The organism is Bhargavaea beijingensis (assembly GCF_900101985.1).
In the GTDB taxonomy this organism is placed as follows: Bacteria; Bacillota; Bacilli; order Bacillales_A; family Planococcaceae; genus Bhargavaea; species Bhargavaea beijingensis.
In genome coordinates this window covers 41,959-66,801 of the sequence record NZ_FNAR01000012.1, presented here as the reverse complement: position 1 = coordinate 66,801, position 24,843 = coordinate 41,959, and the positions used below count along the sequence as shown (strand labels likewise).

The 24,843-nt window shown below is 53.5% G+C and carries 25 protein-coding genes; 7 read left to right on the top strand and 18 right to left on the bottom strand.

The features are described from left to right. Positions 1 to 132 precede the first annotated feature (132 nt). The 3 genes from BLT01_RS10085 to BLT01_RS10070 form a co-directional block, all read right to left on the bottom strand. Positions 133 to 699 (bottom strand): nucleotidyltransferase family protein, encoded by a 567-nt coding sequence (locus tag BLT01_RS10085; protein ID WP_092097586.1) that lies wholly within the window; start codon positions 697 to 699, stop codon positions 133 to 135. Positions 700 to 1,536: 837 nt separating this feature from the next. After that, positions 1,537 to 2,742 carry an MFS transporter gene (locus tag BLT01_RS10075; protein ID WP_092097556.1) on the bottom strand — a complete coding sequence of 402 codons (1,206 nt, stop codon included), beginning with the start codon at positions 2,740 to 2,742 and terminating at the stop codon, positions 1,537 to 1,539. Between the two features lie 395 nt (positions 2,743 to 3,137). Then, complete coding sequence (locus BLT01_RS10070) at positions 3,138 to 3,740, bottom strand: trimeric intracellular cation channel family protein (protein WP_092097585.1); 603 nt, start codon at positions 3,738 to 3,740, stop codon at positions 3,138 to 3,140. A gap of 318 nt (positions 3,741 to 4,058) precedes the next feature. Here BLT01_RS10070 and BLT01_RS10065 point away from each other — a divergent pair, with 318 nt between their 5' ends. Genes BLT01_RS10065 through BLT01_RS15230 form a run of 4 tightly spaced genes read left to right on the top strand, consistent with a single transcriptional unit; the run spans position 4,059 to position 7,495 of the window. Next, positions 4,059 to 5,390, top strand: a complete 1,332-nt coding sequence (locus BLT01_RS10065) for an efflux RND transporter periplasmic adaptor subunit (protein WP_092097555.1) — start codon at positions 4,059 to 4,061, stop codon at positions 5,388 to 5,390. A 1-nt stretch (position 5,391) separates the two neighbouring features. Then, positions 5,392 to 6,072 carry an ABC transporter ATP-binding protein gene (locus tag BLT01_RS10060; RefSeq protein ID WP_092097554.1) on the top strand — a complete coding sequence of 227 codons (681 nt, stop codon included), beginning with the start codon at positions 5,392 to 5,394 and terminating at the stop codon, positions 6,070 to 6,072. Continuing rightward, on the top strand, positions 6,069 to 7,286 hold the full coding sequence (locus BLT01_RS10055; RefSeq protein ID WP_092097553.1) for an ABC transporter permease: 1,218 nt from the start codon (positions 6,069 to 6,071) through the stop codon (positions 7,284 to 7,286). The genes BLT01_RS10060 and BLT01_RS10055 overlap by 4 nt, the downstream gene beginning before the upstream one ends. A 32-nt stretch (positions 7,287 to 7,318) precedes the next feature. Next, entirely contained in the window at positions 7,319 to 7,495 is a 177-nt protein-coding gene (locus tag BLT01_RS15230; RefSeq protein ID WP_176765114.1) for a hypothetical protein, read from the top strand. Between the two features lie 270 nt (positions 7,496 to 7,765). Here BLT01_RS15230 and BLT01_RS10050 read toward each other — a convergent pair whose 3' ends face one another. Beyond that, positions 7,766 to 8,383 carry a LysE/ArgO family amino acid transporter gene (locus tag BLT01_RS10050; protein WP_092097552.1) on the bottom strand — a complete coding sequence of 206 codons (618 nt, stop codon included), beginning with the start codon at positions 8,381 to 8,383 and terminating at the stop codon, positions 7,766 to 7,768. 301 nt (positions 8,384 to 8,684) lie between these two features. Then, complete coding sequence (locus BLT01_RS10045; protein ID WP_092097551.1) at positions 8,685 to 9,311, bottom strand: nitroreductase family protein; 627 nt, start codon at positions 9,309 to 9,311, stop codon at positions 8,685 to 8,687. 134 nt (positions 9,312 to 9,445) lie between these two features. On the opposite strand from BLT01_RS10045, the gene BLT01_RS10040 reads away from it, so the two are divergent. Continuing rightward, positions 9,446 to 9,787 (top strand): winged helix-turn-helix transcriptional regulator, encoded by a 342-nt coding sequence (locus BLT01_RS10040; protein ID WP_245696914.1) that lies wholly within the window; start codon positions 9,446 to 9,448, stop codon positions 9,785 to 9,787. A 203-nt stretch (positions 9,788 to 9,990) separates the two neighbouring features. Here the strand turns inward: BLT01_RS10040 and BLT01_RS15055 are convergent, their stop codons facing one another. The 10 genes from BLT01_RS15055 to BLT01_RS09990 all read right to left on the bottom strand — a co-directional run bounded on the left by BLT01_RS15055 (position 9,991) and on the right by BLT01_RS09990 (position 20,704). Then, the gene (locus tag BLT01_RS15055) at positions 9,991 to 10,122 is read right to left on the bottom strand and encodes a DUF4240 domain-containing protein (RefSeq protein ID WP_125903602.1); all 132 of its coding nucleotides are present in this window, start codon (positions 10,120 to 10,122) and stop codon (positions 9,991 to 9,993) included. Between the two features lie 148 nt (positions 10,123 to 10,270). Beyond that, positions 10,271 to 10,816, bottom strand: coding sequence for a GNAT family N-acetyltransferase (locus BLT01_RS10035; RefSeq protein ID WP_092097550.1), 546 nt, complete (start codon positions 10,814 to 10,816; stop codon positions 10,271 to 10,273). Positions 10,817 to 10,832: 16 nt separating this feature from the next. Then, positions 10,833 to 12,809, bottom strand: coding sequence for a S9 family peptidase (locus BLT01_RS10030; protein WP_092097549.1), 1,977 nt, complete (start codon positions 12,807 to 12,809; stop codon positions 10,833 to 10,835). A 119-nt stretch (positions 12,810 to 12,928) separates the two neighbouring features. After that, on the bottom strand, positions 12,929 to 13,111 hold the full coding sequence (locus BLT01_RS10025) for a hypothetical protein (protein ID WP_092097548.1): 183 nt from the start codon (positions 13,109 to 13,111) through the stop codon (positions 12,929 to 12,931). A gap of 251 nt (positions 13,112 to 13,362) precedes the next feature. Next, complete coding sequence (locus tag BLT01_RS10015) at positions 13,363 to 14,922, bottom strand: fatty acid--CoA ligase family protein (protein WP_092097546.1); 1,560 nt, start codon at positions 14,920 to 14,922, stop codon at positions 13,363 to 13,365. A gap of 281 nt (positions 14,923 to 15,203) precedes the next feature. Further along, positions 15,204 to 17,126 (bottom strand): ABC transporter permease, encoded by a 1,923-nt coding sequence (locus BLT01_RS10010; RefSeq protein ID WP_092097545.1) that lies wholly within the window; start codon positions 17,124 to 17,126, stop codon positions 15,204 to 15,206. Next, on the bottom strand, positions 17,098 to 17,871 hold the full coding sequence (locus BLT01_RS10005; protein WP_092097544.1) for an ABC transporter ATP-binding protein: 774 nt from the start codon (positions 17,869 to 17,871) through the stop codon (positions 17,098 to 17,100). Before BLT01_RS10005 ends, BLT01_RS10010 begins: the two co-directional genes overlap by 29 nt. Further along, entirely contained in the window at positions 17,852 to 18,880 is a 1,029-nt protein-coding gene (locus BLT01_RS10000; protein WP_092097543.1) for a sensor histidine kinase, read from the bottom strand. Before BLT01_RS10000 ends, BLT01_RS10005 begins: the two co-directional genes overlap by 20 nt. Further along, positions 18,877 to 19,581 (bottom strand): response regulator transcription factor, encoded by a 705-nt coding sequence (locus BLT01_RS09995; protein ID WP_092097542.1) that lies wholly within the window; start codon positions 19,579 to 19,581, stop codon positions 18,877 to 18,879. The genes BLT01_RS10000 and BLT01_RS09995 overlap by 4 nt, the downstream gene beginning before the upstream one ends. Before the next feature lie 130 nt (positions 19,582 to 19,711). Next, entirely contained in the window at positions 19,712 to 20,704 is a 993-nt protein-coding gene (locus BLT01_RS09990; protein WP_092097541.1) for a lipoate--protein ligase, read from the bottom strand. Between the two features lie 211 nt (positions 20,705 to 20,915). On the opposite strand from BLT01_RS09990, the gene yhfH reads away from it, so the two are divergent. Both yhfH and BLT01_RS09980 read left to right on the top strand, forming a co-directional pair. Further along, a complete protein-coding gene (gene yhfH, locus BLT01_RS09985; RefSeq protein WP_092097540.1) occupies positions 20,916 to 21,041 on the top strand; it encodes a protein YhfH in 126 nt (41 codons plus the stop codon). Between the two features lie 281 nt (positions 21,042 to 21,322). Beyond that, entirely contained in the window at positions 21,323 to 21,712 is a 390-nt protein-coding gene (locus BLT01_RS09980; protein ID WP_092097539.1) for an RDD family protein, read from the top strand. A gap of 45 nt (positions 21,713 to 21,757) precedes the next feature. Here BLT01_RS09980 and BLT01_RS15320 read toward each other — a convergent pair whose 3' ends face one another. From BLT01_RS15320 to aceA, 3 genes are read right to left on the bottom strand one after another with little or no spacing between them, the layout of a single operon-like run. Continuing rightward, on the bottom strand, positions 21,758 to 21,886 hold the full coding sequence (locus tag BLT01_RS15320) for a hypothetical protein (RefSeq protein ID WP_008300729.1): 129 nt from the start codon (positions 21,884 to 21,886) through the stop codon (positions 21,758 to 21,760). A gap of 27 nt (positions 21,887 to 21,913) precedes the next feature. Then, positions 21,914 to 23,524, bottom strand: coding sequence for a malate synthase A (aceB, locus tag BLT01_RS09975; protein ID WP_092097538.1), 1,611 nt, complete (start codon positions 23,522 to 23,524; stop codon positions 21,914 to 21,916). A gap of 18 nt (positions 23,525 to 23,542) precedes the next feature. Further along, positions 23,543 to 24,820, bottom strand: coding sequence for an isocitrate lyase (aceA, locus tag BLT01_RS09970; protein ID WP_092097537.1), 1,278 nt, complete (start codon positions 24,818 to 24,820; stop codon positions 23,543 to 23,545). Positions 24,821 to 24,843 lie beyond the last annotated feature (23 nt).

The following is a 24,843-nucleotide window of genomic DNA, read 5'->3' as shown; positions in this document are numbered from 1 at the left end:
CTTGAGAAAAACGGCAGGCTCCCTTGTTGTGCGTTTGACTTACTTGAGGTAACAGGCCACTGAGACTGAGGTCAGTGCAAACAACCGCCATACGCTCAATCAATCGCAAGACAAGCAATAATAAACTAGATACTAATGCTGAATCTTTAAGTTCCACCATATTGTTTTCCAATTTTTTGTTACTAACCGTTCTTTGTAAATAGCCATGCGATCTTCGTCCTTTTTAAAATAATCTGTTGGCTTTACCTTCAAATTTATAACATCGTCGATACCATGTGGTGCTGTCAGAATTAAGTTGTTCTGTTCATCTAACTTTAACCCTAAGGCTGTTGCTGTTTCAGGAAATTTAGATATTGCATCTATAGAAGATAAATAAGGAGGGATACCGTTAACAAAGTGCATTCTAGCTTCGTTCTTTACTGACCAAGGAACGTTAGGACGTAGTTTATTCAACTTTCGCTCCAACTCTTTCTCTTCAGCCTCATCTTTATTTTTATCATTAAAATAAATGACATCTATTTCAGTCAGAGGTGTCCTATAGCGATAACCATGTAATGTATCCCATATTTTCGAACGGATAAATCCAGCACACACCCACCAATCAGGTAAATCCAAGGATTTAACTGTGAGTAAAATATCCATCATCCAATCATCTTCACTAATAAGATTGAGAAATTCCTCTTCGCTATTCAAGTTCATGTGTACCTCCATAATGTTTACCAAATATTGTTCTTCCTCGTCCCCAACTTAGAATATATGCTAAAAATAACCTCAGCCGCCTTAAGCTCCTAATAGCATATTGCACTCTTTCTGAACAAGAGTTCACTCGTTACTAATTCCTTCTCGCAAGAATAACATCTCTCATCCCGTTCATCTTCTCCATACTTCCGGAGTTCTTTTTGCTCTCCGCAGACTTTACAAATGTCGAAGTCGTTTTGCAGAAGTACGCCGGATTCTGCAAATGGCACCCATTCGTTTTCATACAGCGATTTGGCAGCGATTTGGTCATGCTGAAAATCGATACGGTAAAGATGAGCTTGTCTTGTTCATTCAAACCGTAATTGTAACTGTCTATTAAGGCGAAGCGGTCGAATTCCCGGTCGAGCGTCTGTAAAGCTTTCTCATACCGTTCAGGGATGAAGTATTGATCTTTTTCACATCGATTTCAATTGATTGGACATTCTTTGGAGCGATGAGCGTGTTATATTGTCGGACGGAAATCCGTTCATCGGTACGATGGACCGCCGCAAACAGCGGATCCAGCCCTTCTCCTTCATGGCGCAGTAAATATTCGCTTCATTTTGAATTGCAGATACCCGATAGGATACAGGTGAATCTTGATAACCATTCCACCTCTGCTATAGGTCTTCCGGGTCGAACCAATTCCGATAAAGTTTTCTTCTGTGCAATATGCCTTCCTATTCCTGATCACATCTTTCATCTGGTCTACTGTCATGTCACTGACATCCTTTCATTAAAAAAACAACAAGCAGGCGATATGAAGCAATGCCTGCTTGTTTTCAAAGCGTAACTGATTTACTGTATCCCCTTGCTCAGTATCTTTCTGCTGCTGAAAACGATCAATGCCGCAACGGCCAGTAACAGGGCGGAAAGCAAGTAAACACTTTTCACGCCGAGCCATTCGGCAGTGATTCCGATCAGCAGAGAAGCCACCCCGAACGTCAATGTGCCGAGCGCTCCGAGAGAGCTGTAGACAGTTGCCAATTTGTCTTCAGGGATGCTCGTCTGGATGATCGTCTGTTTAGGAATGCCGACCAGTTGTACGCCGAGACCGACCAGAAACGAGAGTGCAAGGGCTGCTCCCGGTATCGCAGTGATTCCGAATAGGGCAGTGGCAGCCGTCCCGGCCGCCAGACCTCCGAACATGACTTTTGCCAGATGGCGATCCGCAAACTCATCGAACCGGACAAAAAGCAGACCCCCGAGAATCAACCCCATGAAAAATGTGCCATTGATAAAGCCCCACCATTGCTGGCCGGCCTGTAGCACATCGCTGACGTAGACATACAGGATCGCAGCAATCCAGACGGCTCCCGCAAACGTCTCAAGCAGTTCAATCACAGCGACCCGTTTCAGGACGGGTACTTGGAACAGGGTAATCCAGCCCTCTTTCAGCTGCTGTCCGCTTGAAGGCGACTCGCTTTCCGCCCGGTGCTCCACCCTGTCCAATAAACTGAGGAGCACGCTCGACAAAAGAAACAGCAGGGCAACCGTCCAGATCAATTGGCCGGAATCCATGAATAGCAAGAAAGCTCCGCCGGCTAGCCACATGACCGTATTGATCGTCTGGTATACGCCTTCGAATACGCCGTTTGCCTTGACCAGCCGCTCCGGTTCCACATAATGAGGAATCAGCGCCTGAGAAACCGGGTTTGAACAGCCGTCGCAAAGCGCAACGAGTGCAATCACAAGGAAAATGAAATAGTAATTGGACACATTGAGGAGCGGCAGCATCAACCCGAAACCCGCCATCATTGCTGTCTTCAGGCCCTGCGTCGCCGCCAGCAGCCGATTTAGCCCGATCCTCCCGGTTAGTAGCGGCGTCAGTAAGCTCGATACAAACATCGCGGAAGTAACTGTGAACGGGATCACTGAAGCAACGGCAGCGGATCCCGTCAAGATATATACAAAGTTGATGATGGTAACGATATAAAGAATATCGCCAATGTTCGCCAATGACTGGCCGGCGACCAAAAGGGCGACATTGTTTTTGGCTGTCATGGTTTTATCCCCCGTTTAATCAGAACGTGCGAATTGAGTTCTGGAGAGGGATCAAATTGGACGAATCACTATGAAGGCTCCTTTCCAGCAAAGCCCGCTCAGGGGGATTGGAGCGAGCTAGAATGATAAACGCAGACAGAAAAAAACTGACAGCTGTTTTCCGACTCTTTCGTTTTATCCGATTATAAGGTATTCCGGTAACTCTTTCAAAATTCCCCAGCGATGCATTCATTCCCTGATCCGATGGATTCCGGGAATCGGCGGCACCTGGATCGATGATCTAACGGGAAATATTCCCGAGCCTGTAACGAAATCTTCCACGGAATATTCAACAGGTGAATCACTTCACTTCATTTTCGATGCACCCATGCCTCATTTGAAAGCACTCGCCCCCATCACGTCAGGGAACTTTTCGGCAAGTGCCATTTATAAGTCACGGACAACATCCGCAGAACCACGATTGCCGCCAGCAGGCTGCCCGTCATCCAGGCGCCTTCGATCATGCCGAGTCCGATCAGCAGGCCGCCGAGCGCTGCCCAGAGTGCATAAATCTCATCCCGGAAGATCATCGGTTTCCTTCCTGCGAACAGATCGCGGATCATCCCTCCGCCTGCCCCGGTCATGGTCGCGGCGACAATGACTCCGGCGAGCGATGCACCGGATTCGACAGCCATGAAAGCGCCCTGAATGGCGAATGCGGCCAGTCCGATGGCATCAAAGAAGATGCCCCAACGATTCCAGTAGTGGATCCACCAGTGATTGGGAAACAGAAACACCACCAGGATGGCGCTGAAGGCCAGGATAAACAGGTTGCCCTGTGTCCAAATCAGATCGACCGGGATTCCGATCAGCAGATTGCGGACTGTCCCTCCACCAAACGCCGTCGTGAACCCCAGGATCATCACGCCGAAGATATCAAAGTCCTCCTCCATCGCGACGATGGCTCCGCTGATGGCGAAAGCGAGGGTGCCGATGATATTCAATACGTCCCAAGTCATGTAAGCAGCGCCGTCCTTTCCTTCGAGCCAAGCGACCATTTTGAATCTCCATTATAGATGGAGAAGAGTGCATTCGAAATAAGTCCGAAAAAATAACTACATTATATCAAATTTTTATCAAGTATATCCTTTTTATAGGGTTCTTTTAAACGGAAAATATTGTATAATCATTTGAGAAGCGCTCTGCCGTTTTTTGGATTTCAACTAACTGTTGAATCAATGGCGTGAGAAGTATTTTTTATGGCTTCACTAAGGGTCAAAAAATAAAGGGCACAGAAAAACAGATACCAATTGTGCCCGATCATTCAGGGGGGAAAGATGAAAAAGAAAGTATTGATTTGGGCAGGCATCGCTGTTCTCGCCGTGGTGTTGCTGGCCGCAACGGCATTTATCTTCAAGGACCGGCTATTTGCTTCCGGTGCATCCGAAGAGCATGACGAGCCGGTGATGGTGCAGGCTGCCGCAACACAGGAACTGGGTGAGAGCATTCTTGTCACGGGTCAGATCATCCCGAGCGATGAACAGAAAGTGTTCCATGAGGCAGAAAACGGTGAAGTAAAAGAATTTCTCGTATCAGAAAACCAGGTGATCGAAGCGGACACCCCGCTGTATGCATACGATGACTCAGCAGTGAACAGCGAATACAATAAAGCTGTCCGGACGCGCGATCTGACGAATAAGCGTCTGGCCATCGCGAACGATGAATTGACGGCGGCGCGCAGACAACTGAATGATATGAAGAAAAATAAGGATGTCACAAAAGAAGAGCTCAGTGCGGCATCCAAGGAAATCGTCCAGCTTGAAATGGATATCGAAGGCATCAAAGATGAAATCGGCTCGGCCCAGCAGGCGATTGATGAACTGGCGGTCCAGAAAGAAAAACTGACTGTCAAAAGCAAAATCGCCGGCACTGTCGTAAAAGTCAATAAAAACGTGGAACCGTCCGAAAACGGATCCGCCGAACCGGTCGTCCACATTATTTCCAGCGGCCCGTTCAAGGTGATCGGGACGATGAGCGAGTTTGACACGGTGAAAGTCAAACCCGAACAACCCGTTGTCATCCGCCCCAAGGTCTTTAAAGACCAGACATGGGAGGGCAGCATCGAATCGATCTCCCAGTTTCCTGAAGGCGACCAGAGCGCCATGGATGAATACGGAGGTGGCGGCGGCAATGTGACGATGTACCCGTTCACTGTAACCATCGCCGGCGATACGAAGGAACTGCGCCAGGGCTTCCATGTGTCTCTTGAAATCAACGTCTCCGACCTGGAACAAAGTGAACAATTGGCCATTCCTCATATGGCGCTGGATATGGATGACGAAGGAAATGAGTTCGTCTATGTGATCAGCCAGGAAAACATTCTGGAAAAGCGCCCGGTTGTGCTCGGCGAGATGAATGACGAGTTTGCAGGCGTTGCGGAAGGACTGGAACCCGGCGACCTGGTCGTCACAAACCCTTATGTGATCGCGATGAAAAACTTGGAACCCGGCCAGGAAGTGCCGGATTTCATGACGATGGACGAAGGCATGGAAGACCCGGACACAATGGATGAAACAGAAACAGAGACAGAAATGGAAACGGAGCCGGCAGAAGACGGGGACGCCCCGGAAGAAACGGAGCCGGAAGACTCCGAATCGGAGGAGGCCTAACATGATCAGGCTTTCTCAGATTACCAAGACATATGGGAGCGGAAGCCTTTCTGTCCCGGTACTTCGGGGCCTGGACCTGGAAATCGGGGACGGCGAATTCGTGGCGATCATGGGACCGTCAGGTTCCGGCAAATCGACACTGATGAATATCATCGGATTCCTCGACAAGCAGACTGGCGGCACCTATTCCCTGAACGGAGAAGACGTGAAGCAGGCCAATGAAAAACAGCTGGCGGGCCTGCGCAACAAGCATATCGGCTTTGTGTTCCAGCAGTTTTTCCTGCTTCCCCGCCTGAACGCCCAGAAAAACGTCGAAACGCCCCTGCTTTATGCCGGCGTTTCGAAAAAAGAGCGGTCTGAGCGGGCTCTGGGCCTGCTGGAAAAGGTCGGCCTGACCGACAGGACGGGGCATCTTCCGAGCGAACTGTCGGGCGGCCAGAAACAGCGTGTCGCCATCGCCCGCGCACTGGTCAACCAGCCCACCGTCATCCTGGCAGATGAACCGACAGGAGCTCTTGACTCAAAGACCGGCGCACAGATCATGGAACTGCTCACAGAACTGAACCGTGAGGGCAAAACCGTCATCATCGTCACCCATGAAGAAGAGATTGCAGCCTACACAGACCGCGTCATCGTTTTGCGTGACGGCCTCATTGTGGAAGACAGGAAGGTGACCTCATGAACGTATGGGAAAGTTTCGTCATCGCCCTGTCCTCCATCTGGAACCACAAAATCCGGTCGGTCCTGACCATGCTCGGCATCATCATCGGCGTCAGCGCCGTCATCATCGTCGTCGCAATCGGCGACGGAGCCCGGAAACAGATGGCGGATGAGCTGTTCAGCACGGACGAGAATGCCATCCCCCTTTATTTTGAACAGGCGGCGATCGAGGAAAACGGGGAGATGATCTGGGTGGAACCCCCGGCAGTGACCACCGAACAGCTGGACACAGTAAAAGAAGTGCCCGGCGTGAAATATGTGCTCGGCACAAACAGCGGCTGGGGAACGATGAACCATAACGAACACTCGGCCGAAATGGAAATCCTCGGCGTCGACAATCAATACTTTATCGCCAAAGACCTCACCCTACTGGAGGGCCGCCGCCTGAATACACGCGACAACGACAGTTACTCACGCGTCGCGATGATTGATTCCCTCACAAGAGAGAACATGTTCGGGGCGGATGAAGAAGCGGTCGGCGCAATCATCGACATCAATGACAATCCGTATAAAGTGGTCGGGGTGTATGAATCCACGCTGCCCCCGGAGTTCCGTCACATGGATGAATTCTCGAATGGCCAGATGCTGATGCCCCGCACGCTCATCTCCATGATGTTCGGGAGCCCGGAGATCGATACGATCAACGTCATCGCTGACCAGCCAGACACCTTGACGGAAACCGGGTTTGCCGCTGCCGATAAGCTGAATGAGGTCATCGGAAGCGAAGAAGGCATGTATGTCGCCGAAGACATGTCCGCTTACGTCGAGGAGTTCGACAGCTTCTATGCGACGATCACGCTGTTCATCAGCAGCATCGCCGGCATCTCGCTTCTCGTCGGCGGCATCGGGGTCATGAACATCATGCTCGTCTCCGTCACGGAACGCACAAGGGAGATCGGTCTCCGCAAGGCGCTCGGCGCGACACGCGGCCAGATTCTCCGGCAGTTTCTGATCGAGTCCGTGACACTGACATCACTCGGCGGGCTGATCGGGATCGGCTTCGCGGCACTTGTAACCGCCATCGCCGCCCAGTTTCTGCCGTTCTCCCCGATCATCAACCCGTTAGTCGTCATCATCGGTATCCTCTTTTCTTCAATGATCGGAATCGTGTTCGGCATCCTGCCGGCCAACAAAGCGTCCAAGCTGAGCCCGATCGAAGCGTTGAGGTATGAGTGATCAGGAAAAACCACCGGAAGGAAGGTCTGCACATGCCGGGACAGATTGTGAAGTGGGGACTGGTTTTCCTCCTGGCCGTCACAACCATCGGCCTGGTTGCAATTCTTCAATCCTCGTACATCGCCGCCGAATTAAGTGCAAGGGCCATCCCCCTTGCGATTGTCGCAGGTCTCGCTTCGATTGCTGTGGCCATTGCGTTCCGAAAGTAAATAACCCCAGGAAAGAGGCAGCGCCCGGTGCGCTGCCTCAGACTGTAGACAAAGTGAGTATATTACTCCTTTGTCTGCAGTTTTTTTCTTTTCCATAAAATCCTCCGGATTTCCGCTGCGGGCCCTCGCCGCCATTGGGATGACCGACCTTCAGGCCGGTTCCGGTGACTCCCAGGTCCAGCAGGCCACTCTCTTCAGATTTATGGCAACAGTCTGAGATGCAGCCCGGTGAGCAGTCTTTTTGAGTTCGGACCCTATTGGATGCAGGAACTACACGCTCTCCATAAGCTGGATTCCCAAATAAACGGCAATTCCCCAGATGATGAGCGCAGAGAGCTGATTGAGCCTCCTGATGAGGTTGCCGTCTGTATCGAAGCCCCCGATCAACCGGCCGGCTATTGCCAAGCCAAAAAACCAGACGAAGGAAACCCCGATACACGCGGCCGTAAACACGATAAGCCGGTTCCCTTCGTACGCCAGCGAACTCGGTCCGATGACCCCGATCAAGTCCAGAATGGCATGGGGATTCAGCAGGGAAACCGAAGCGGCGAAGAGGATCTGTTCCTTGGTGGTGAGCGCCTCCCTCCTCCCTTCCCCAGTTCCGGAAGCGCTTCGGAAAATCGACCAGCCCATGTATACCATGAAAACGAAGCCGACCAGGAAAATCAGGTTCTTCAGCCAGGCAAAGCTGAAGACGATCAGCGACACGCCGGTCACCGCCAGGAGAATGAGGAGCATATCACAGACACCGGCAGTGATGACTGCCGGCAAAGCCCGTGAAAGCCTGCGGTGCGCCGCCCCCTGGTTAAAGATAAATACATTTTGTACGCCGAGCGGCAAAATCAGCCCGAAAGCCAAAACAATCCCGTGAATCAAAGCGGCAAGCATCTTTGTCCTCCTATACAGAAATCATACAATACAAAATCCCACAGAGAAGCCAGCTTTCCGGCTTCTCTGTGGGATTCTATTTCACCTCAAAGATGAAAAAGGAATCCATATGTATTCTGATGATGACCACTTTATCGCAATACACTCCAAATTTCAACGATTCCATCAAATCTTCGAATGATTCGGCGCTCCTTATTCCGACACTATCAAAAAAATCAGCAGAATCTAAGTGACTCTGCTGATGGTGCACTCTTGGTTATGACATTCACCGGAGTTTTTATTGTATTGAAGATTGAACAAGTTAAATAAAACGGGCAATATCTTTTACCGGCATACGTGATGTGCCATATGCCGGCGCAACTGCTTTACCGATAGCAATCAGTGCAATTGGGTGATGATGTTCGGGCAACTCAAAGCGCTCTGCAAATTTCGCCATATCAAATCCAGCCATCGGTACGGTATCATAGCCCTTTTCTTTTGCGATTAACATGATTTGCATGGAGATAAGTCCTGCATCAAATGAAGCGATATTCCGTCTAAGTTCTGCTGGTGCATATGGATAGAGGTTCATCGCATTGTTGATCATCGTGTTTTTCTGATTTTCATCCATATGACCTTCTGCTACGTTTTGGGCAGCGATTTTTTCCACATTTTTATACATATCGGAATCCCCGATAACGGCAATCACGGCTGAAGCTGTTTCAACTTGCTCCTGATCGTTTGCAATTGCACGAAGTTCTTTTTTCGTTGCCTCGTCTTGAAAAACAATGAATCTCCAAGACTGCAGGTTGCTTGAAGATGGTGCACTTGTTGCAAGCGCAAGGATTTCTTCCAGTTCCGCTTGTGTCATTTTAAAGGTCGGATCATATTTACGTACAGATTTTCTTTCACTCATAAGTGTATATAAATCTTTAGTTGCTGTTGTCATTATATTTCCTCCTGTCAACTTACTAATTATTAGTTTTCAGAAAGAACCTTACCATTAGTAAGTTAAAGTGTCAAATGAAAAATCGGATATGCTACAATGGAGGAAGCGAACTCACAGAAAAGGAGATGAATAATATGACCCGACAAAATTGTTCACATAGTTGCAGTACCTATCATCAAGCGATTGAATTTATCGGGAAACGCTGGATGGGGATGATTATTTATACGTTAATCACTGGTCCAAAAAGATATCATGAAATTCACTCCATGATTCCTGGAATTTCCGACCGGTTGCTGACGGATCGGTTAAATGAGTTGGTAGAGGCAGGCTTGGTTTATAAGAAATTCATTGATTCTTCCATAAAAAAAGTGGAATATGGGTTAACTCCGAACGGCTTAGCATTCCAAGACGTGATCAAGGCAATTCAACAATGGATCGATTTATGTGGATTTGAAAAGTTAAAGACTGAATCCTGATCACGAAAAACCGAAAAATTGCTATTCATGGATAACCGTCGCGCAAGGTATTTCCGCAAAAAGCTGTTACTATTCGGCGGTGCTCTGTTCATGATTGAATAACAGTTAAATGTGAACAAGCAGGCAGTAGAACATCACTGCCTGCTTGTTTTGATGGTATAGATCAGGGAAGCCGACCTGTTACCTTTCACCCTAAAGGCTCTTCACCAAACGACAAATTCAAAACCAAGTGCTTCTTCAAGATTTGTTTGAGACAGCTTTTCAATCAGCCACTCTGCCTGCTCATCATGCCTTTTGGATTCCTCGATCAACTTCCAAAACGTCTTCCTGTCCATGAAGTCACTACACCTCTCAGATTGATTAGCCTGTACTCTGAATTTGTATTGGGTTCTCCTTCTTAAAGAGAAGAAAGGTATACTAAAGTGCCTGATAGGACTGGAAATGGGGAATTCGGCAGGGCAACATGTTCCCTGCTGACTTCTCTTATTGGGTCCGCAGTTCCTCCCACTCCTCCCGCAGCATCCCCATCCGGATCGAGTCGTAGAACGTCCCGTTCCAGTAGCGGACTTTGCGGATGCGGGCTTCCATCTTGAAGCCGAGTTTCTCTCCGGCCCGGATCATGCGCTCGTTGCCGGACCAGGTGGTGTACCCCGTCCGGACGAGCGGCATGGTGTTGAACAGGTGGTCGCGCCACAGTTTAAAGGCGGTCGTGCCTATGCCGCCGTTCCAGTAGGCCGGGTCGTAGATGGCAATGCCCATCTCGAGCCAAAGGGAGGGCTTGTGTTCCCAGTAATAGCCGACCATGCCGACGATGGTGCCTTCGTGTTCGATCAGCCAGTAGTCGTCCTGGTCGATGAGTTTATCTTTTCTATCATAGAACGCTTCCCACTCCAACGGCTCATGAGGATAATACGGGGCGTCCCATTTTTTCCACTCCGGGTCTTTGTCGCGGAAACTCAATTCCCACATGCGTTTGAGGTCCGCCTTTTTCACAGGGCGGATTGTCGTGCCATTTTCGGTATAGCTCAAATAATTCTTCCCTCTCTTACAGGTACTTCCCGAACCATCCTGTGATCTGGTTCAGGCGCTCGATGCGCAGGTTCGGCTTGCCGGTGCGGGACAGGTTGTGATCGGCTTCCGGGAAGCGGACGAAGACCGTCTCTTTGCCCATATGCTTCAGCGTGATGAACAGCTGCTCCGCCTGTTCGATCGGGCAACGGAAGTCTTTCTCGCTGTGGAGGATGAGGAGCGGCGTGTTGACATTGGCCGCGTATTTGAGCGGAGAGATGTCCCAGAGCCCTTCCACGTCATCCATCACCGCGCCGTGCTGCCATTCGCTGAAGTAGTAGCCGATGTCGGAAACCCCGAAGAAGCTGATCCAGTTCGAGATCGAGCGCTGCGTGACCGCCGCCTTGAAACGGTCGGTGTGGCCGACGATCCAGTTCGTCATGAAACCGCCGTAGCTGCCTCCGGTGACGCCGAGACGGTCGGTATCGATCCAGTCGTTATGTTCGATCGCATAGTCGACGCCCGCCATGATATCCTGGTAATCGCCGTTCCCATAGTCGCGGCGCACCGCGTCGACGAACTCCTGGCTATAGCCATGGCTGCCGCGCGGGTTGACGTAGAGCACGCCATAGCCTTCGGAGGCAAGCACCTGGAATTCGTGGAAGAACGTGTTCGCATACATCGTGTGCGGCCCGCCGTGGATTTCCGTGATGAGCGGGTACTTCTTTCCTTCTTCATACCCGGCCGGCTTCATGATCCAGCCGTGGACGTCCCAATCCTTCGGCCCCTTGAAAACGATCGGTTCCGGCTTGGCAAGTTCGTGTTCTCCGATGAACGCCTGATTAAATGAGGTCAATGCCTTCCGCTCGCCCGTCGTGATTTCCTGGAGATACAGCTCGCCCGGATGGACCGGATTGCTCGCCGTGAGAAGCGCCGTCTTGCCGTCTTTTGCGACGTCATAGCCGTAAACATGCTCGTTTTCGGGTGTTGCCGGATAGAGTTCCCCTTCAAGCGTTGCGTAATAAAGGCGGACATCGCCCATCACGGACACCTGGAAGTAGAGCACATCGTTCCCCGCCCAGACGGCGGCCGGGGCTTCGACACCTTGCTGGAAGTCGGCCGCGACCAGGTCGCCGACCGGCGCATCGAGTGATTCCGTCAAAACGGTCAGGGATCCGGATGCCACATCATACACGTACACATCCGCATGCGTCGCATTCTCGAGCCTGCGATCCGCACCGATAAAGGCGATCTTCTTGCCGTCCGGCGAGAATGTCGCCCCACCGTAATACCCGTCCCGGTCGATGAGGGTCTTCTCTTCTTTCGTCTCCACATCGGCGAGATAAAGCGCACCGCGGAACTCGAAGTCCTGATTTTCCGCGCGGTTGACGCTGAACACGATCTGTTTTCCGTCAGGCGATACTGCGTTCAGGCCGTATTGATGGTCTCCCTCCGTGAATGTCGTCACTGCACCCGATTGAAGATCTACGACACCGATCTGGCGGAACTGGTCCTGGGGCAGGAGGCCGAGCCCGTCCGCCTTGTACTTCATCTTTTCGATCACGACCGGCTCCGGCTTTTTATCCTTTTTCTCCTCATCCTTGTCCGTGAACGATTTGTCTTTCTTGACCGCTCCGTTCACCCACACTTTCTTGCCGCACGGCGACCACGCAAATGCCGAGACTCCGTTTGCAAAATCGGTCACCCGCTCCGCCTCTCCGCCTTTCGCGCTCAGCACGTAAAGCTGATTTTTGCCGTCACGGTCGGACAGGAAGGCAATCTTCGTACCATCCGCGGACCACTCCGGGCTGCTCACCCGGTCCTTGCCGTACGTCCACTGCGTCAACTCCCCGGATGCCAAATCCACATGGAACAGATTCGAAACGTACTTGTTTTCTTCCTTGTCCAGATGTGTCCGAACGAACACCGCCCGGCCGCCCACCGGCGACAGATTCGGATTCGCCACGGAATATAGGTCAAACAGCGATTCAGCCGTAATTTTCTTCTTGCTCATCAGTAACTCCCCCTTTTATCAAAACCTACTGATAAGTCTAAACTATTTCGACTTGCGGAACAATATCGTTCTTTACTTAAGACATCAGCAGGTGGTGAAGCGGAAAACACCGCTGAAATTCATGAAGACGTTGATGAGCCTCGTTTCCTCTTCACGGCAATCATCAGGATTGCCGTGTAAATCATTGCGAACGGAATGGCCCAGAATGCCAGCTGCAACAGCTGGGAACCGGCCGGGTAAAAGAAATAGATGATCATCCACAGACCGGACACGACCAAGATCACTTCCTGTAAATATTTCATGCGTTACACTCCCTCTGCCATAAGTTCAGATTCAACCCCGTCCAGTCCATCCCTCCACTCCCTCTCGAATACTCGAAAAGACGTTGCCGCTCCGCCATCAGAGTTGCCCCCCCAGGAACCATTCATCACTCTCCATGCTGCAATCATCACTTTCGAGGGCCGGTTCGTCATTCTCAAGACCGCATTCATCACATTCACGGCCCGATTCATCATTCTCATAAAAACAGCCCGCATCCGCGGGCCAAATCAGATTATCTGCTATTCACCGCCATGTCCTTCAGCGAGCGCCGGAGGATTTTGCCGGTTGTGTTTTTCGGGAGTTCATCGAGAAATTCGATGGATGCCGGGATTTTGTATTTCGCGAGTTTTTCCGCGCTGAAGGCTTTCAGTTCTTGTTCCGACAGGGCGGATCCGTCCTTTTTCACCACGTAGGCCTGGATGGCTTCGCCGTAGTTGGCATCCGGCACGCCGACGACGGCTGCTTCGACCACGTCCGGATGCGCGTAGAGAACTTCTTCCACTTCGCGCGGGTAGACGTTGTAGCCGCCGACAATGACAAGGTCTTTTTTGCGGTCGACGATGTAGAAGTAGCCATTTTCGTCGCGGCGGGCGAGGTCGCCTGTGTAGAGCCAGCCGTCCCGGAGCGCGACTGCCGTTTCTTCCGGCATCTTGTAGTAGCCTTTCATGACGTTCGGTCCGCGGACAATCAGTTCGCCCACTTCCCCGTCCTGCACTTCTTCTCCGTATTCATTGACGACCTTGTTCTCGACATTGATGATATTCGTGCCGATCGAGCCCGGCACGCGCTCACGGTCAAGCGGGTTAAAGCAGGTGACCGGGGATGCTTCGCTCAGGCCGTAGCCTTCCGAGACGCGGACATTGAACTTCTCCTCAAAGTTGTGGAGAAGCGCGACCGGAAGTGATGAGCCACCGGAAATCGCGCGCCTGATCGACTTGAAGTCTTCCGGTTTGCCCTCCGGATATTGATAGAGGAAGTTGTACATGGTCGGCACGCCGGCGAAAATCGTGGCCTCTTTTTCCCGGATGATCCTGAACACATCGGCCGGGCTGAATTTCGGCACAAGAAGCACTTGTGCACCGCGCACAAGCGGCGCATTCACGACGACCGTCAGCGCAAAGACGTGGAACACCGGCAGTGTCGCCACGACCCGGTCATCCGGGCTGAAATCGAGATAGTCCGCGACGTCACGGGCATTGGAGTACAGGTTCTTGTGTGTGAGCATGGCGCCTTTCGGATGCCCCGTCGTTCCCGAAGTGTAAAGGATGACCGCTGTATCGTCATCATCCACATCCACCGCTTCAGATGGCACTCCCCCTAAAGCGACCACATGTGTAAACGGTTTCACTTTTCCGCGGACATCTTCCGGAAGAGACTCGATTTTATCCTCCGTCCCCGGCCCGGTCTCGCAGACCAGGTAGCTTTCAACCTCCGGAAACGCAGCCGATGCCTGCCGGATCAGCGGCAGCAGCTTGTCCAGTGCGATGACCACCTTGGCGTCGCTGTTACGGACGATAAACGCAATCTCCTCCGGCGAATAGATCGGATTCACCGGAACCGCCGTGGCGCCGATGCGCATCGTCGCGTACAGCGACAGCAGGAAGTGCGGCGTGTTGCCGAGCAGCAAGACGACGTGATCACCCTTGCCGATGCCGCTTTTCTGCAGGCCGGCCGCCAGAAGCCCGACCGTGTGGTCAAACTCTGCGTAAGTCGTGTCTTTCCCCATGAAATGATAGGCAATCTTCTGCGGTTCTTCTAGCGCCGTCTGATGAACCCGCTTCACAAGATTCATAGCCATCCCCCTCATTTTGAATTGAATGAATAGTCATTCACTATCCCGTTAACTATTATAGAGCAATAATATGGGGCGGACAACCGCCAAAGGAAAAATTCAGTATTAAAGAGAAGTACTCTATATTGTGATTACCAAAAGGAGTGAAACCATGAAAATTCATGATACGGTCACTTACTTTTTAGCCGATGGGCCCGCAACGGAATTCCTGAGTTTGATGGAAAGGAAAAAACTGCAGACAAAGGAGTAATACACTCACTTTGTCTACAGTCTGAGACCGCTCAAGCCGGGCCTTTCACATGCGCCAGATAGCGCCAGCGGATCAGGTAGAAATACAGCAGCTGGATCACCGTGAAGCCGACGAGGACGAGGGCCATCTCGTTCAGGATCGAGATGTCGGCGAATTCCTTCCAGATCGCCTGCAGGGAGATGAAGGCGAATGTGCTGTGGAGCATGGCGATTCCCCACGGCAGGAAGAATTGCGGGATCAGCTGGCGGTTGACAATCTTGATGAATTCTCGCTCCGTCATGCCGAGCCGTTTCAGGACGGCCGCCTGGCGACGGTCGCGGTCAAGCATCGTGTAAAGCTTAAAGTAGATGAAGCTTCCCGCGGCGAGCAGGAAGACCATGGCGACCAGCAGTCCGGTCAACAGCAGCAGGTGGAATGTCGACCGGATGATCGAGTAATCGAGGCCCGGGTTCTTATAGTAGAACGGCAGCGCCTCTCCCTGCTGGATTTCAGACATGACCATCGCCTGTTCGATTGCCAGACCGATGCCGACGGTTTCTTCCCAATCCGGAACGTCGAAAGCGTGGATACGAAGCAGGTTGCCTGGCTGGACGGAGGCGACTTTGACAAAATCGGTTTCACTGACGACAATCGAATTCGTCCCGAGGCTGTAGGCCGGGAGCAGCAGTCCGCCGACAACGCCCTTTACATGGACATCCACGCCGCTTTCCTCAAGCTCCGTCCGAATGTCCGCATCCTTCAGTCTCGGGGCTGCTTCCTTCGAGTACGGCAGAAAGACCGCTTCGCCAGGCCGAAGATTCACCGGGCCTGCGCCGAGCGTCTCGGCGAGCCGGTTCACTTCGCCCTCACGGAGGATATTGATGGGTTGCCCCGAGAAGGACGACTCCTCCCTGGCGACGGTGAGCGGCACATGGGTGTACTCCAGTCCCGCGGTTTGCAATTCCTTCATCAGCCCCGTCACATGCTCATATTCATGCGGATTCCCCGGGAAGCTTTCATAGACGAGGCCAAGCGGATTCAACGCACGATACTGGGCGGTGTACGTCGCCAGGCTCGCAAGCGTCCCGACCGAGAGGAAGGCGACTGTCGAGACAATCGCGACGATAAAGAACATGTTCGCATTGTCCCGGAGTTTGGCAGCGGTCTCTGCGAGCGATACGAGCCGAGACCTTTTCCAGTACAGGCTTTTCCGGTCCCTGAACAAGTCGAGAAGATACAGGACCGAGTGCGAGAAGAAATAATACGTCCCGAGCGTGGCTGCGGGAGGCAGCAGCACCGACAGGTACAGGACGTTCACCCGACCCGCGAGCAGTGCCGCACCGTAAGAAGACAGCAGCAGCAGGATGCCGGCCGCCGCCCTGCCCGGCGAGTAACCGAACGGATTCGCTTCCCCGCCGATCCCTTTCTTGAATTCAGAGATGTCCCGGTTGGCGACGATATAAGCGGACAACAGCCCGATCAGCAGGAACAGGCTGAAAAATGCCCCCGCCGTCATGAGGAACGGCTCCCAGGACACATAAAGCGGAAGCGCGGAAAGTTGCAGCAGCTCCCGGACAATCATGAAAAAGTACTTGGAGAACGTGAATCCGAGCACAATGCCGCTGGCGGTCGACGTGGCACCGAGCAGCAGCATCTCGAGGAGCAACAGCTTTCCGAGCTGCCGCCGCTCCATGCCGAGCTGGAGCAGGAGCGCAAATTCCCCTGAACGCGCCTGCATAAAGGCCCGCATCGAGTAAAACAGGAAAAACAGCATGAACACATACAGGATGATGTCCGCCGTAGTCATCCCGATCAGCGTGATGCCGGTGATGAATTGCTCCCCGATTCCCGGGTGGAACATGAGCATCGAGTAAAGGAAAAACACCATGACCGAAAACACGCTCGCCAGGAAGAACGCCGCATAGATACGGCGGTTCCGGACGACGTTACGGTAGGCGAACTGACGAAAGGTCATCGACGTTGCCCCCCAGAAGCGACAGCATGTTCAGGATGCGCTGGAAAAACGTTCTGCGGCGATCATCCTTGTGGATTTCATTATAATAGGCACCGTCTTTGATAAAGAGGACACGGTCGCAGTAGCTGGCCGCGATCGGGTCATGGGTCACCATGATGAATGTCGTCCGGTTTTCCCGGTTGATCGTCCCGAGCAGGTCCAGCACTTCCCGGGCCGCGTTCGAGTCGAGGTTGCCCGTCGGTTCATCGGCCAGCACGATTGACGGCCGGTGGACGAGGGCACGCGCGATTGCGACGCGCTGTTCCTGGCCGCCCGATATCTCATCGGGCCGCTTGTGCAGGATGCCTCCCAGCCCAAGCCGTGCCGTGATCGCCTTGACCCGGGCATCCATTTCCTCGACGGGCAGCCGGTCGAGCGTCAGCGGCAGCACGATGTTTTCCTCAACCGTCAGCATCCGGAGCAAGTTAAAGTCCTGGAAGACGAAACCGAGCTCACGTCTCCGGAAACGGGCCAGGTCATCCGGCCGGAGAGTTGCCGGATCGGTTCCTTTGATCAGCACCCTGCCCGATGTCGGCATATCAATGCCGGAGATCAAGTTCAGAAGCGTCGTCTTGCCGCTTCCGGAAGGCCCCATGACGGCGAGGAACTCTCCTTCCTCCACATCGAAGCTGAGCCGGTCGAGCGCCCGGTGGGTCACTTTCCCCTCATAGATCTTGATGACATCTTCAATGCTGACGATCGGCATGCGCCTCTTCCTTTCCTTCTTCCTTCTTTTCCCTGAAGATGACGGACACCGCCGTCCCCTCTCCGGGTTCCGACTCGATCTCCAGGCCGTGGCCGAGCTGATCGCACACTTCCTTCGCGATAAACAGCCCCATTCCGGTGGACTCCCCTGTCAGCCTGCCGTTTTCACCCGTAAAGAATGCATGGGTCACACGCTTCAGATCCGATGCCGGAATGCCGATCCCCTCGTCCCGGACGGTCAGCCGGATGCCGTCCTCCGTTCTGGCAGCGCTGAAGTAGACATATTTCCCCTCGTCGCGTGTGTATTTCACGGCATTCGTGATGAACTGGGCGATAATCGTTTTCATCCACTTCGGATCGGTCGTCACCGTCAATCCCTCTTCGATCGAGGCAGACGGGTAGACCCGGTTCGTGATGAACAGTTTCTTGTGCTCCGAGATCACTTCCCGGACAAGCGAGGCAAGATCCGCACGGGCGATCTGCATGTCCCGCTCAAACGTGCCAAGCCGCGCATTCAGCAGGACGGTCTCGAGGCCGCGGCGGATCCGATCCGCTTCTTCACCGATCGCTTCCCTGTCCACTTCCTCCTCCTGCAGCAGCAGCGAGATGACCGACAGCGGAGTCTTCATCTGGTGCACCCATTGGTTCATGAATGTCTCGTGCCGCTCGTTCTCCGAGCGCAGTGCCTGCACTTCCCTTTGGTAGATGCCGTACACCTCATGGCCGAAACGCTCGACTTCCGACGTTTCCGGGGATTTGGACGTCCGCATGAGGAGGTCCTCCATTTTGGCCGGGTTTCCCAGAATGCGATTATAGAATGCCCGCCGGCCGATAAATCGGGCCGCCAGGAAAAGCGTCGTCAGGATAATCACCATCACGACCGAATAAACAGCCGTGTCCACGTTCCGGAATCCGTCCAGCCAATAAAGAGACAGGACGAAAACCGTCAGCAGCGCATGGAATACAAGATAGGCCGAGTGCTCCCGGACAAACAGGCGAAGCGCCCTCATGCTTCCTCCGGCGCGGCGATAAACCGGTAGCCCGCCCCGCGCACCGTCTCGATCTGGGACCGGATGCCGTAGTCAGCCAATTTTTTGCGTACCCGTGTCATGTTCACATTGAGGGTGTTTTCGTCGACGAACGCCTGGTCATCCCACAGTTCCTCGAGGAACCGCTCGCGCGTGACGACCTTCGGCGATTCGGACAGGAGAAGCTCCAGGATGACGCACTCCTTTTTCTGCAGAGGGATCTCCTGCCCATGTGCATGCAGTTCCATCCGCTCCGGATACAGCTCCAGCCGGCCGAGCCGGACGGTGCGCTCCTCCATCTTCGGTGCGTATTCACCGAACGACCTTCTCAGGTGGCTCCTGATTTTCGCCAGGACGATCTCGTAATTGAACGGCTTCGTGATAAAGTCGTCCCCGCCGTTTTCGAGCGCAAACACTTGGTCCATCTCGCCGGAGCGGGCTGAAATGAACAAAATCGGCACGGTCGTCCGCTGGCGCAACTGTCGGCACCAGTAATAGCCGTCATAGGACGGCAGATTGATATCAAGCAGCATCAGGTGCGGGGAGAACTCGGCCTCCGCCTCCAAGATCCGGTCGAAGTCATCCGCCGTCCGAACATTGTAATGGTATTTCCGGAGCGTCTCGGCAAGCAGCGAGGCGATTTTCCGGTCGTCTTCAATGATGAGGATCCGATGTTGTTCCACGGTTTTTCCCTCTTTTCCGATTCCGGTTCCGGCCTGTTCACCCGTCCGGAATCCGTGTTGTCGCTGCTTTTATGATACCAGAAAAGGGACCCGGCGTCTGTCGGGTCCCTTTTGGGCAGGCTGCGCGTGATCAGTAAATCAGATCGATGAACTCTTCTTTTGTGATGCCGCCGAGCAGCTTCTCGATATCGATTCCTTCGATCGCCTTTCGGATGCCTTCTGCGCTGTACTGGGCGCCTTTCAGAGCTTTTTCAATCTCGGCCACTTCACCGACGCCGAAGAAGTCGCCGAAGATTGCCGCTTCTTCGATCTTGCCTTTGTTCACATCCAGTTTCACATCGATGCCCCCGACCGGGAATCGTTTGGAGTGGGACATGTTGAACTTCGGCGACTTGCCGTAGTTCCAGTCCCAGTTGCCGTAACGCTTCCCGGACAGCTTTTTGATGTTTTCCCAGTCGTCTTCCGTAAGGTCGATGTACTCAATCTTGTCCTTGCCGCCGAAGATCTGCTCGAGGATGTACTGGCGAAACTCTTCGATCGTCATCGGCTCCCCGAGGAACTCGGAAATGTTCGCGACGCGTGAGCGGATGGACTTGATGCCTTTGGATTCGATTTTGTCTTTCTTGACCTTCAGGGCGTTCACGACTTCGCCGATGTCCGTATCGAACATGAGCGTGCCGTGGCTGTACATGCGGCCCTGCGTGGAAAACTGGGCGTTCCCTGAAATCTTGCGTCCCTCGACAAGCAGGTCGTTCCGGCCCTGGAGTTCGGCTTTGACGCCGAGGTTGTTGAGCGCGTCGACGACAGGCTGCGTGAACTTCCTGAAGTTGCGGAAGCTCTCGCCGTCATCTTTCGTGATGAAGCTGTAGTTCAGGTTGCCGAGGTCGTGGTAAACCGCTCCGCCGCCAGACAGCCGGCGGACGACCTTGATGCCGTTTTTATCAACGTAGCCGGCATCGATCTCCTCGATGGTGTTCTGGTTGCGGCCGACGATGATGGATGGACCGTTAATGTAGAACAGCAGATAGGAATCCTTGTCCGTATCAAATGTGTTCAGGATGTATTCCTCGATCGCGAGGTTGATGTACGGGTCGTTGATGCCCTTGTTGTCGATGAATTTCACGAAATCGACCTCCTGTCAGTTTCCTTCAAACAGTTTATCACAGACCCCCGGAACGCTCCCGCGTTTAGGTTGCCGGTAAGCACCAAAAAGTAACCTGAAAAAATATTTATAAAATTAGGTGAAAACCATTGACAGGTCATCACCTGTTATAATACAATGTGTACAACAACAGAAGCTGATTAGCCTAATCACCTCGAGAGGAGAATGCGGAATGATTGAAAATGTTGTTGAGTTCTTCAAAAACCTGCCTCCGAAAATGTGCACTGAATGCGGCGAAAAGATCGAGGAACAACACGAATGCTACAGCAACAAATGCGACAAGTGCAACTGCGAATAACTGACGCCAACCGACCTTAACGGCGCCCCGGACCTTTTGTCCGGGGCGTTTTTTATTGTTCTAAACCAGCTCAACGTTTTCTTTTATAGTACAGTGATTTTGTTTTTGTACCAATACAGCTTGTCCTGCTAACTTCGGGTGAAACACCCTAAACTGATGACAAGACAGCGAAACTATCCGATTAAGAGATCGGAAACCTTAAAACGTCTTTCTGTATAATTGAAACCAATCGTTCTGTCATCTCGTATTCCAAACATAAAGTACAAACTGGGGGAATCATCGTGAAGCCGATCACCAAAAAACGATTCAAGGCCTACCTGATGGATGTCGCCATATCAACCGCCGCAACTGCAGGCGTCGAATACCTGTTGAGAAAGAAGATCAAAAGCGAGGCCTTCCACGCCCTCGTCACCCCGACCGCCGTCATGTGGGCGCTGGAATATGCCCAACTGAGGAACAGTGGCCGGACCATCGGCTACAAGACAATGGGGCTGGCCCTTGAAAACAAAGACAGCACCGAACCGACACCGGGACAGATTGTGAAGCGCATGGCCTACCGGGACACCATCAGCACATTCGACTACCTGAAAGACCGTGATGCGTTTGAGGCACAAGACGGGGCGCTGTTCCCCCATGACCGGATTTCAGGGACAGTGGTAACTGAACGATAATTCAAAGGAGCCACCGCATTTGACGGTGGCTCCTTTTTTTATGGTTTACTGCTCCGATTTCCCGACGCAACGCTCGCATTCATGGTGGAGGGACTCGACTTTCTCGACGATTTCACAACCGCACTCGACACAGATCTTCCGGGACTTTTCGATCTTCTGCTGGTTTTTCATCATATTGATCTCCTCCTTATGGGTTTGGGGTTATGCCAGCCGGCCGTAGCCCGGCACGGTCAGGAATTCTTCAAAGTCGTCGTTTTCCGTGAGCTCTTTGAACAGGTCGGCAGCTTCCTGAAATCGGCCTTCGGTAAACTTCTCCGCCCCTTCGGATTTGCGGATTTTCCACAGTTCCTCTTGCAGCAACTGCTCGAACAGGCTTTCCGTGATTTCCCTGCCGTCATCGAGGCGTGCTTCCGGGTGACGGATCCATTGCCAGATTTGCGAGCGGGAAATTTCCGCCGTTGCGGCATCCTCCATCAGATTGTTGATCGGGACCGCCCCGCTGCCGCACAACCAGGCCGCAATGTAGCGGATGCCGACATGGATGTTCGTCCGGATGCCGCCTTCCGTGATGGTCCCTTCCGGCACCTGGAGCAGATCCCGGCCGGTCACTTGGACGTCTTCACGCTTACGGTTGATCTGGTTCTGCCCGTCTCCGATGAGGGCGTCGAACTCCTTCATTGCGACCGGGACGAGACCCGGATGCGCGACCCAGGTGCCGTCATGGCCGTCGGTCGCCTCGCGCCGCTTGTCTTCTGCCACCTTGCGGAACGCGTCAGCATTGGCTTCTTCATCCCCCTTGACCGGAATCTGGGCCGCCATTCCGCCAATAGCCATCGCACCTCGCTTGTGGCACGTCTTGATACAGAGCTGCGTGTAGGATCTCATGAACGGCGCGGTCATCGTCACCTGCCCGCGGTCGGGTAACAGGACATCATCCTGGTTCCGGAACCGTTTCAGGAAGCTGAAGATATAGTCCCACCGTCCGCAGTTGAGCCCTGCCGCATGGTCGCGAAGTTCGTAGAGGATCTCATCCATCTCGAACGCGGCAAGAATCGTCTCGATCAGGACAGTTGCCCGGATGGTGCCATGAGGGATGCCGAGCCGCTCCTGCGCATAAGTGAAGACGTCATTCCAGAGGCGCGCTTCCAGATGGCTTTCCACCTTCGGCAGGTAGAAATACGGCCCCGTCCCGCGGGCGATCTGCTCTTTCGCATTGTGGTAGAAGAACAGCCCGAAGTCGAACAGGCTGCCGGACACCGGCTCCCCTCCGACCGTCACGTGGCGCTCTTCCAGATGCCAGCCGCGCGGACGGACAATCAGGACCGCCGTCTCGTCGTTTAATCGATATTCCTTGCCGTCGGACGGACGGATGTAAGAAATCGTCCGCCGCACAGCATCATGCATATTCTTTTGCCCTTCGATCATGTTCTCCCATGTCGGGGAGGTCGCGTCCTCAAAGCACGCCATGAACGTTTTCGCTCCGGAGTTGAGCGCGTTGATGACCATCTTCCGGTCGACCGGCCCGGTGATTTCCACCCTGCGGTCCTTCAGGTCTTCAGGAATCGGGGCGACTTCCCAATCGCCCTCCCTGATCTGTTCCGTTTCCGGAAGGAAGTCCGGCTGCTCCCCCGCATCAAACTTTGCCTGCCGCTCCATCCGCTTTTCCAGCAGCTCAAGCCGCCGGCTGTTGAACTGCTCATGCAATTCGCCGATGAATTGCAGGGCATCTTCCGTCAGGATGGTATCCGAGGATGGCGTCCGGCCGCCCGTCACCTTTACCTGCCGTTCCCTTGCCGTTTCGTTCGTCGTCATGTGCAACCGCTCCTTTCCTTATACGAACTGCGCAGTTTCCGTGGATCCCGCCATCGCGGTCGTGGATGACTGACCGCCGGAGATCACTTGCGCGACTTCGTCGAAGTAGCCGGTGCCGACTTCGCGCTGGTGGCGTGTTGCCGTGTAGCCTTTTTCCTCGCTGGCGAACTCGGCCTGCTGGAGACGGGAGTAGGCCGCCATGCCTTCGTCCCTGTAGGCATGCGCCAGTTCGAACATGCTGTGGTTCAGCGAGTGGAAACCGGCAAGCGTGACGAACTGGAACTTGTACCCCATCTTCGCGATTTCACGCTGGTACTCGGCGATTGTTTCCTTGTCGAGGTTCGCTTCCCAGTTGAAGGAAGGCGAGCAGTTGTACGCGAGCATCTTGCCCGGGAACTTCTCGTGGATTGCATCAGCGAACTTTTTGGCTTCCTCAAGCGACGGTTTGGAAGTTTCGCACCAGATCAGGTCGGCATAAGGCGCGTAAGCAAGGCCTCGTGCGATCGCCTGGTCGATGCCGGCACGGGTGCGGTAGAAGCCTTCAGGCGTGCGTTCTCCCGTGATGAACTCGTGGTCCGCCGGGTCGATGTCACTTGTGATCAGATCCGCCGCATCCGCGTCGGTGCGGGCGATGATGATTGTCGGAACGCCCATGACGTCAGCCGCGAGCCGTGCGGAGATCAGGTTCTTGATCGCATTCTGAGTCGGCAGAAGAACCTTGCCGCCGAGGTGGCCGCATTTCTTCTCGGATGCAAGCTGGTCCTCGAAGTGGACGCCTGCAGCACCGGCCTCGATCATGCCCTTCATCAGCTCGAAGACATTCAGCGGGCCGCCGAATCCGGCTTCCGCATCCGCCACGATCGGGGCAAACCAGTCGAACCCTTCCCGGCCTTCCGCGCGGTCGATCTGGTCGGCGCGCTGGAGCGCCTGGTTGATGCGCTTCACCACATGCGGGACGCTGTTTGCCGGGTACAGGCTCTGGTCCGGGTACATCTGGCCTGCGATGTTCGCATCCGCCGCGACCTGCCAGCCGCTCAGGTAGATGGCCTGCAGCCCCGCCTTGACCTGCTGCATCGCCTGGTTCCCGGTGAGGGCGCCCAGTGCGTTGATGAACGGTTCATCCTGCAGGGACTTCCATAGACGGTCCGCTCCGCGCTTTGCGAGTGTATGTTCAATCTGGACGGAGCCGCGGAGGCGATACACATCTTCCGCCGTGTACGGCCGTGTGATTCCGTTCCAGCGCTCATCCTGCCATCCCATTTCAATCTGTTCGATTTCCGCTTGTTTTGTCGTCATCCGAAACACACCTTTCAGAGGGT

Bases quoted from the DNA above. Each gene is read 5' to 3' on its own strand.
- BLT01_RS10060 (WP_092097554.1), top strand. From the start codon at position 5,392: ATGATCAGGCTTTCTCAGATTACCAAGACATATGGGAGCGGAAGCCTT.
- BLT01_RS10005 (WP_092097544.1), bottom strand. From the start codon at position 17,871: ATGCCGATCGTCAGCATTGAAGATGTCATCAAGATCTATGAGGGGAAA.
- BLT01_RS10025 (WP_092097548.1), bottom strand. From the start codon at position 13,111: ATGAAATATTTACAGGAAGTGATCTTGGTCGTGTCCGGTCTGTGGATG.
- yhfH (WP_092097540.1), top strand. From the start codon at position 20,916: ATGATTGAAAATGTTGTTGAGTTCTTCAAAAACCTGCCTCCGAAAATG.
- BLT01_RS10070 (WP_092097585.1), bottom strand. From the start codon at position 3,740: ATGACTTGGGACGTATTGAATATCATCGGCACCCTCGCTTTCGCCATC.
- BLT01_RS15320 (WP_008300729.1), bottom strand. From the start codon at position 21,886: ATGATGAAAAACCAGCAGAAGATCGAAAAGTCCCGGAAGATCTGTGTC.
- BLT01_RS10040 (WP_245696914.1), top strand. From the start codon at position 9,446: ATGACCCGACAAAATTGTTCACATAGTTGCAGTACCTATCATCAAGCG.
- aceA (WP_092097537.1), bottom strand. From the start codon at position 24,820: ATGACGACAAAACAAGCGGAAATCGAACAGATTGAAATGGGATGGCAG.
- BLT01_RS15230 (WP_176765114.1), top strand. From the start codon at position 7,319: ATGCCGGGACAGATTGTGAAGTGGGGACTGGTTTTCCTCCTGGCCGTC.
- BLT01_RS10075 (WP_092097556.1), bottom strand. From the start codon at position 2,742: ATGACAGCCAAAAACAATGTCGCCCTTTTGGTCGCCGGCCAGTCATTG.
- BLT01_RS10050 (WP_092097552.1), bottom strand. From the start codon at position 8,383: ATGCTTGCCGCTTTGATTCACGGGATTGTTTTGGCTTTCGGGCTGATT.
- BLT01_RS10015 (WP_092097546.1), bottom strand. From the start codon at position 14,922: ATGAATCTTGTGAAGCGGGTTCATCAGACGGCGCTAGAAGAACCGCAG.
- BLT01_RS10010 (WP_092097545.1), bottom strand. From the start codon at position 17,126: ATGACCTTTCGTCAGTTCGCCTACCGTAACGTCGTCCGGAACCGCCGT.
- BLT01_RS10055 (WP_092097553.1), top strand. From the start codon at position 6,069: ATGAACGTATGGGAAAGTTTCGTCATCGCCCTGTCCTCCATCTGGAAC.
- aceB (WP_092097538.1), bottom strand. From the start codon at position 23,524: ATGACGACGAACGAAACGGCAAGGGAACGGCAGGTAAAGGTGACGGGC.
- BLT01_RS10085 (WP_092097586.1), bottom strand. From the start codon at position 699: ATGAACTTGAATAGCGAAGAGGAATTTCTCAATCTTATTAGTGAAGAT.
- BLT01_RS10000 (WP_092097543.1), bottom strand. From the start codon at position 18,880: ATGAGGGCGCTTCGCCTGTTTGTCCGGGAGCACTCGGCCTATCTTGTA.
- BLT01_RS10030 (WP_092097549.1), bottom strand. From the start codon at position 12,809: ATGAGCAAGAAGAAAATTACGGCTGAATCGCTGTTTGACCTATATTCC.
- BLT01_RS10045 (WP_092097551.1), bottom strand. From the start codon at position 9,311: ATGACAACAGCAACTAAAGATTTATATACACTTATGAGTGAAAGAAAA.
- BLT01_RS10065 (WP_092097555.1), top strand. From the start codon at position 4,059: ATGAAAAAGAAAGTATTGATTTGGGCAGGCATCGCTGTTCTCGCCGTG.
- BLT01_RS15055 (WP_125903602.1), bottom strand. From the start codon at position 10,122: ATGGACAGGAAGACGTTTTGGAAGTTGATCGAGGAATCCAAAAGGCAT.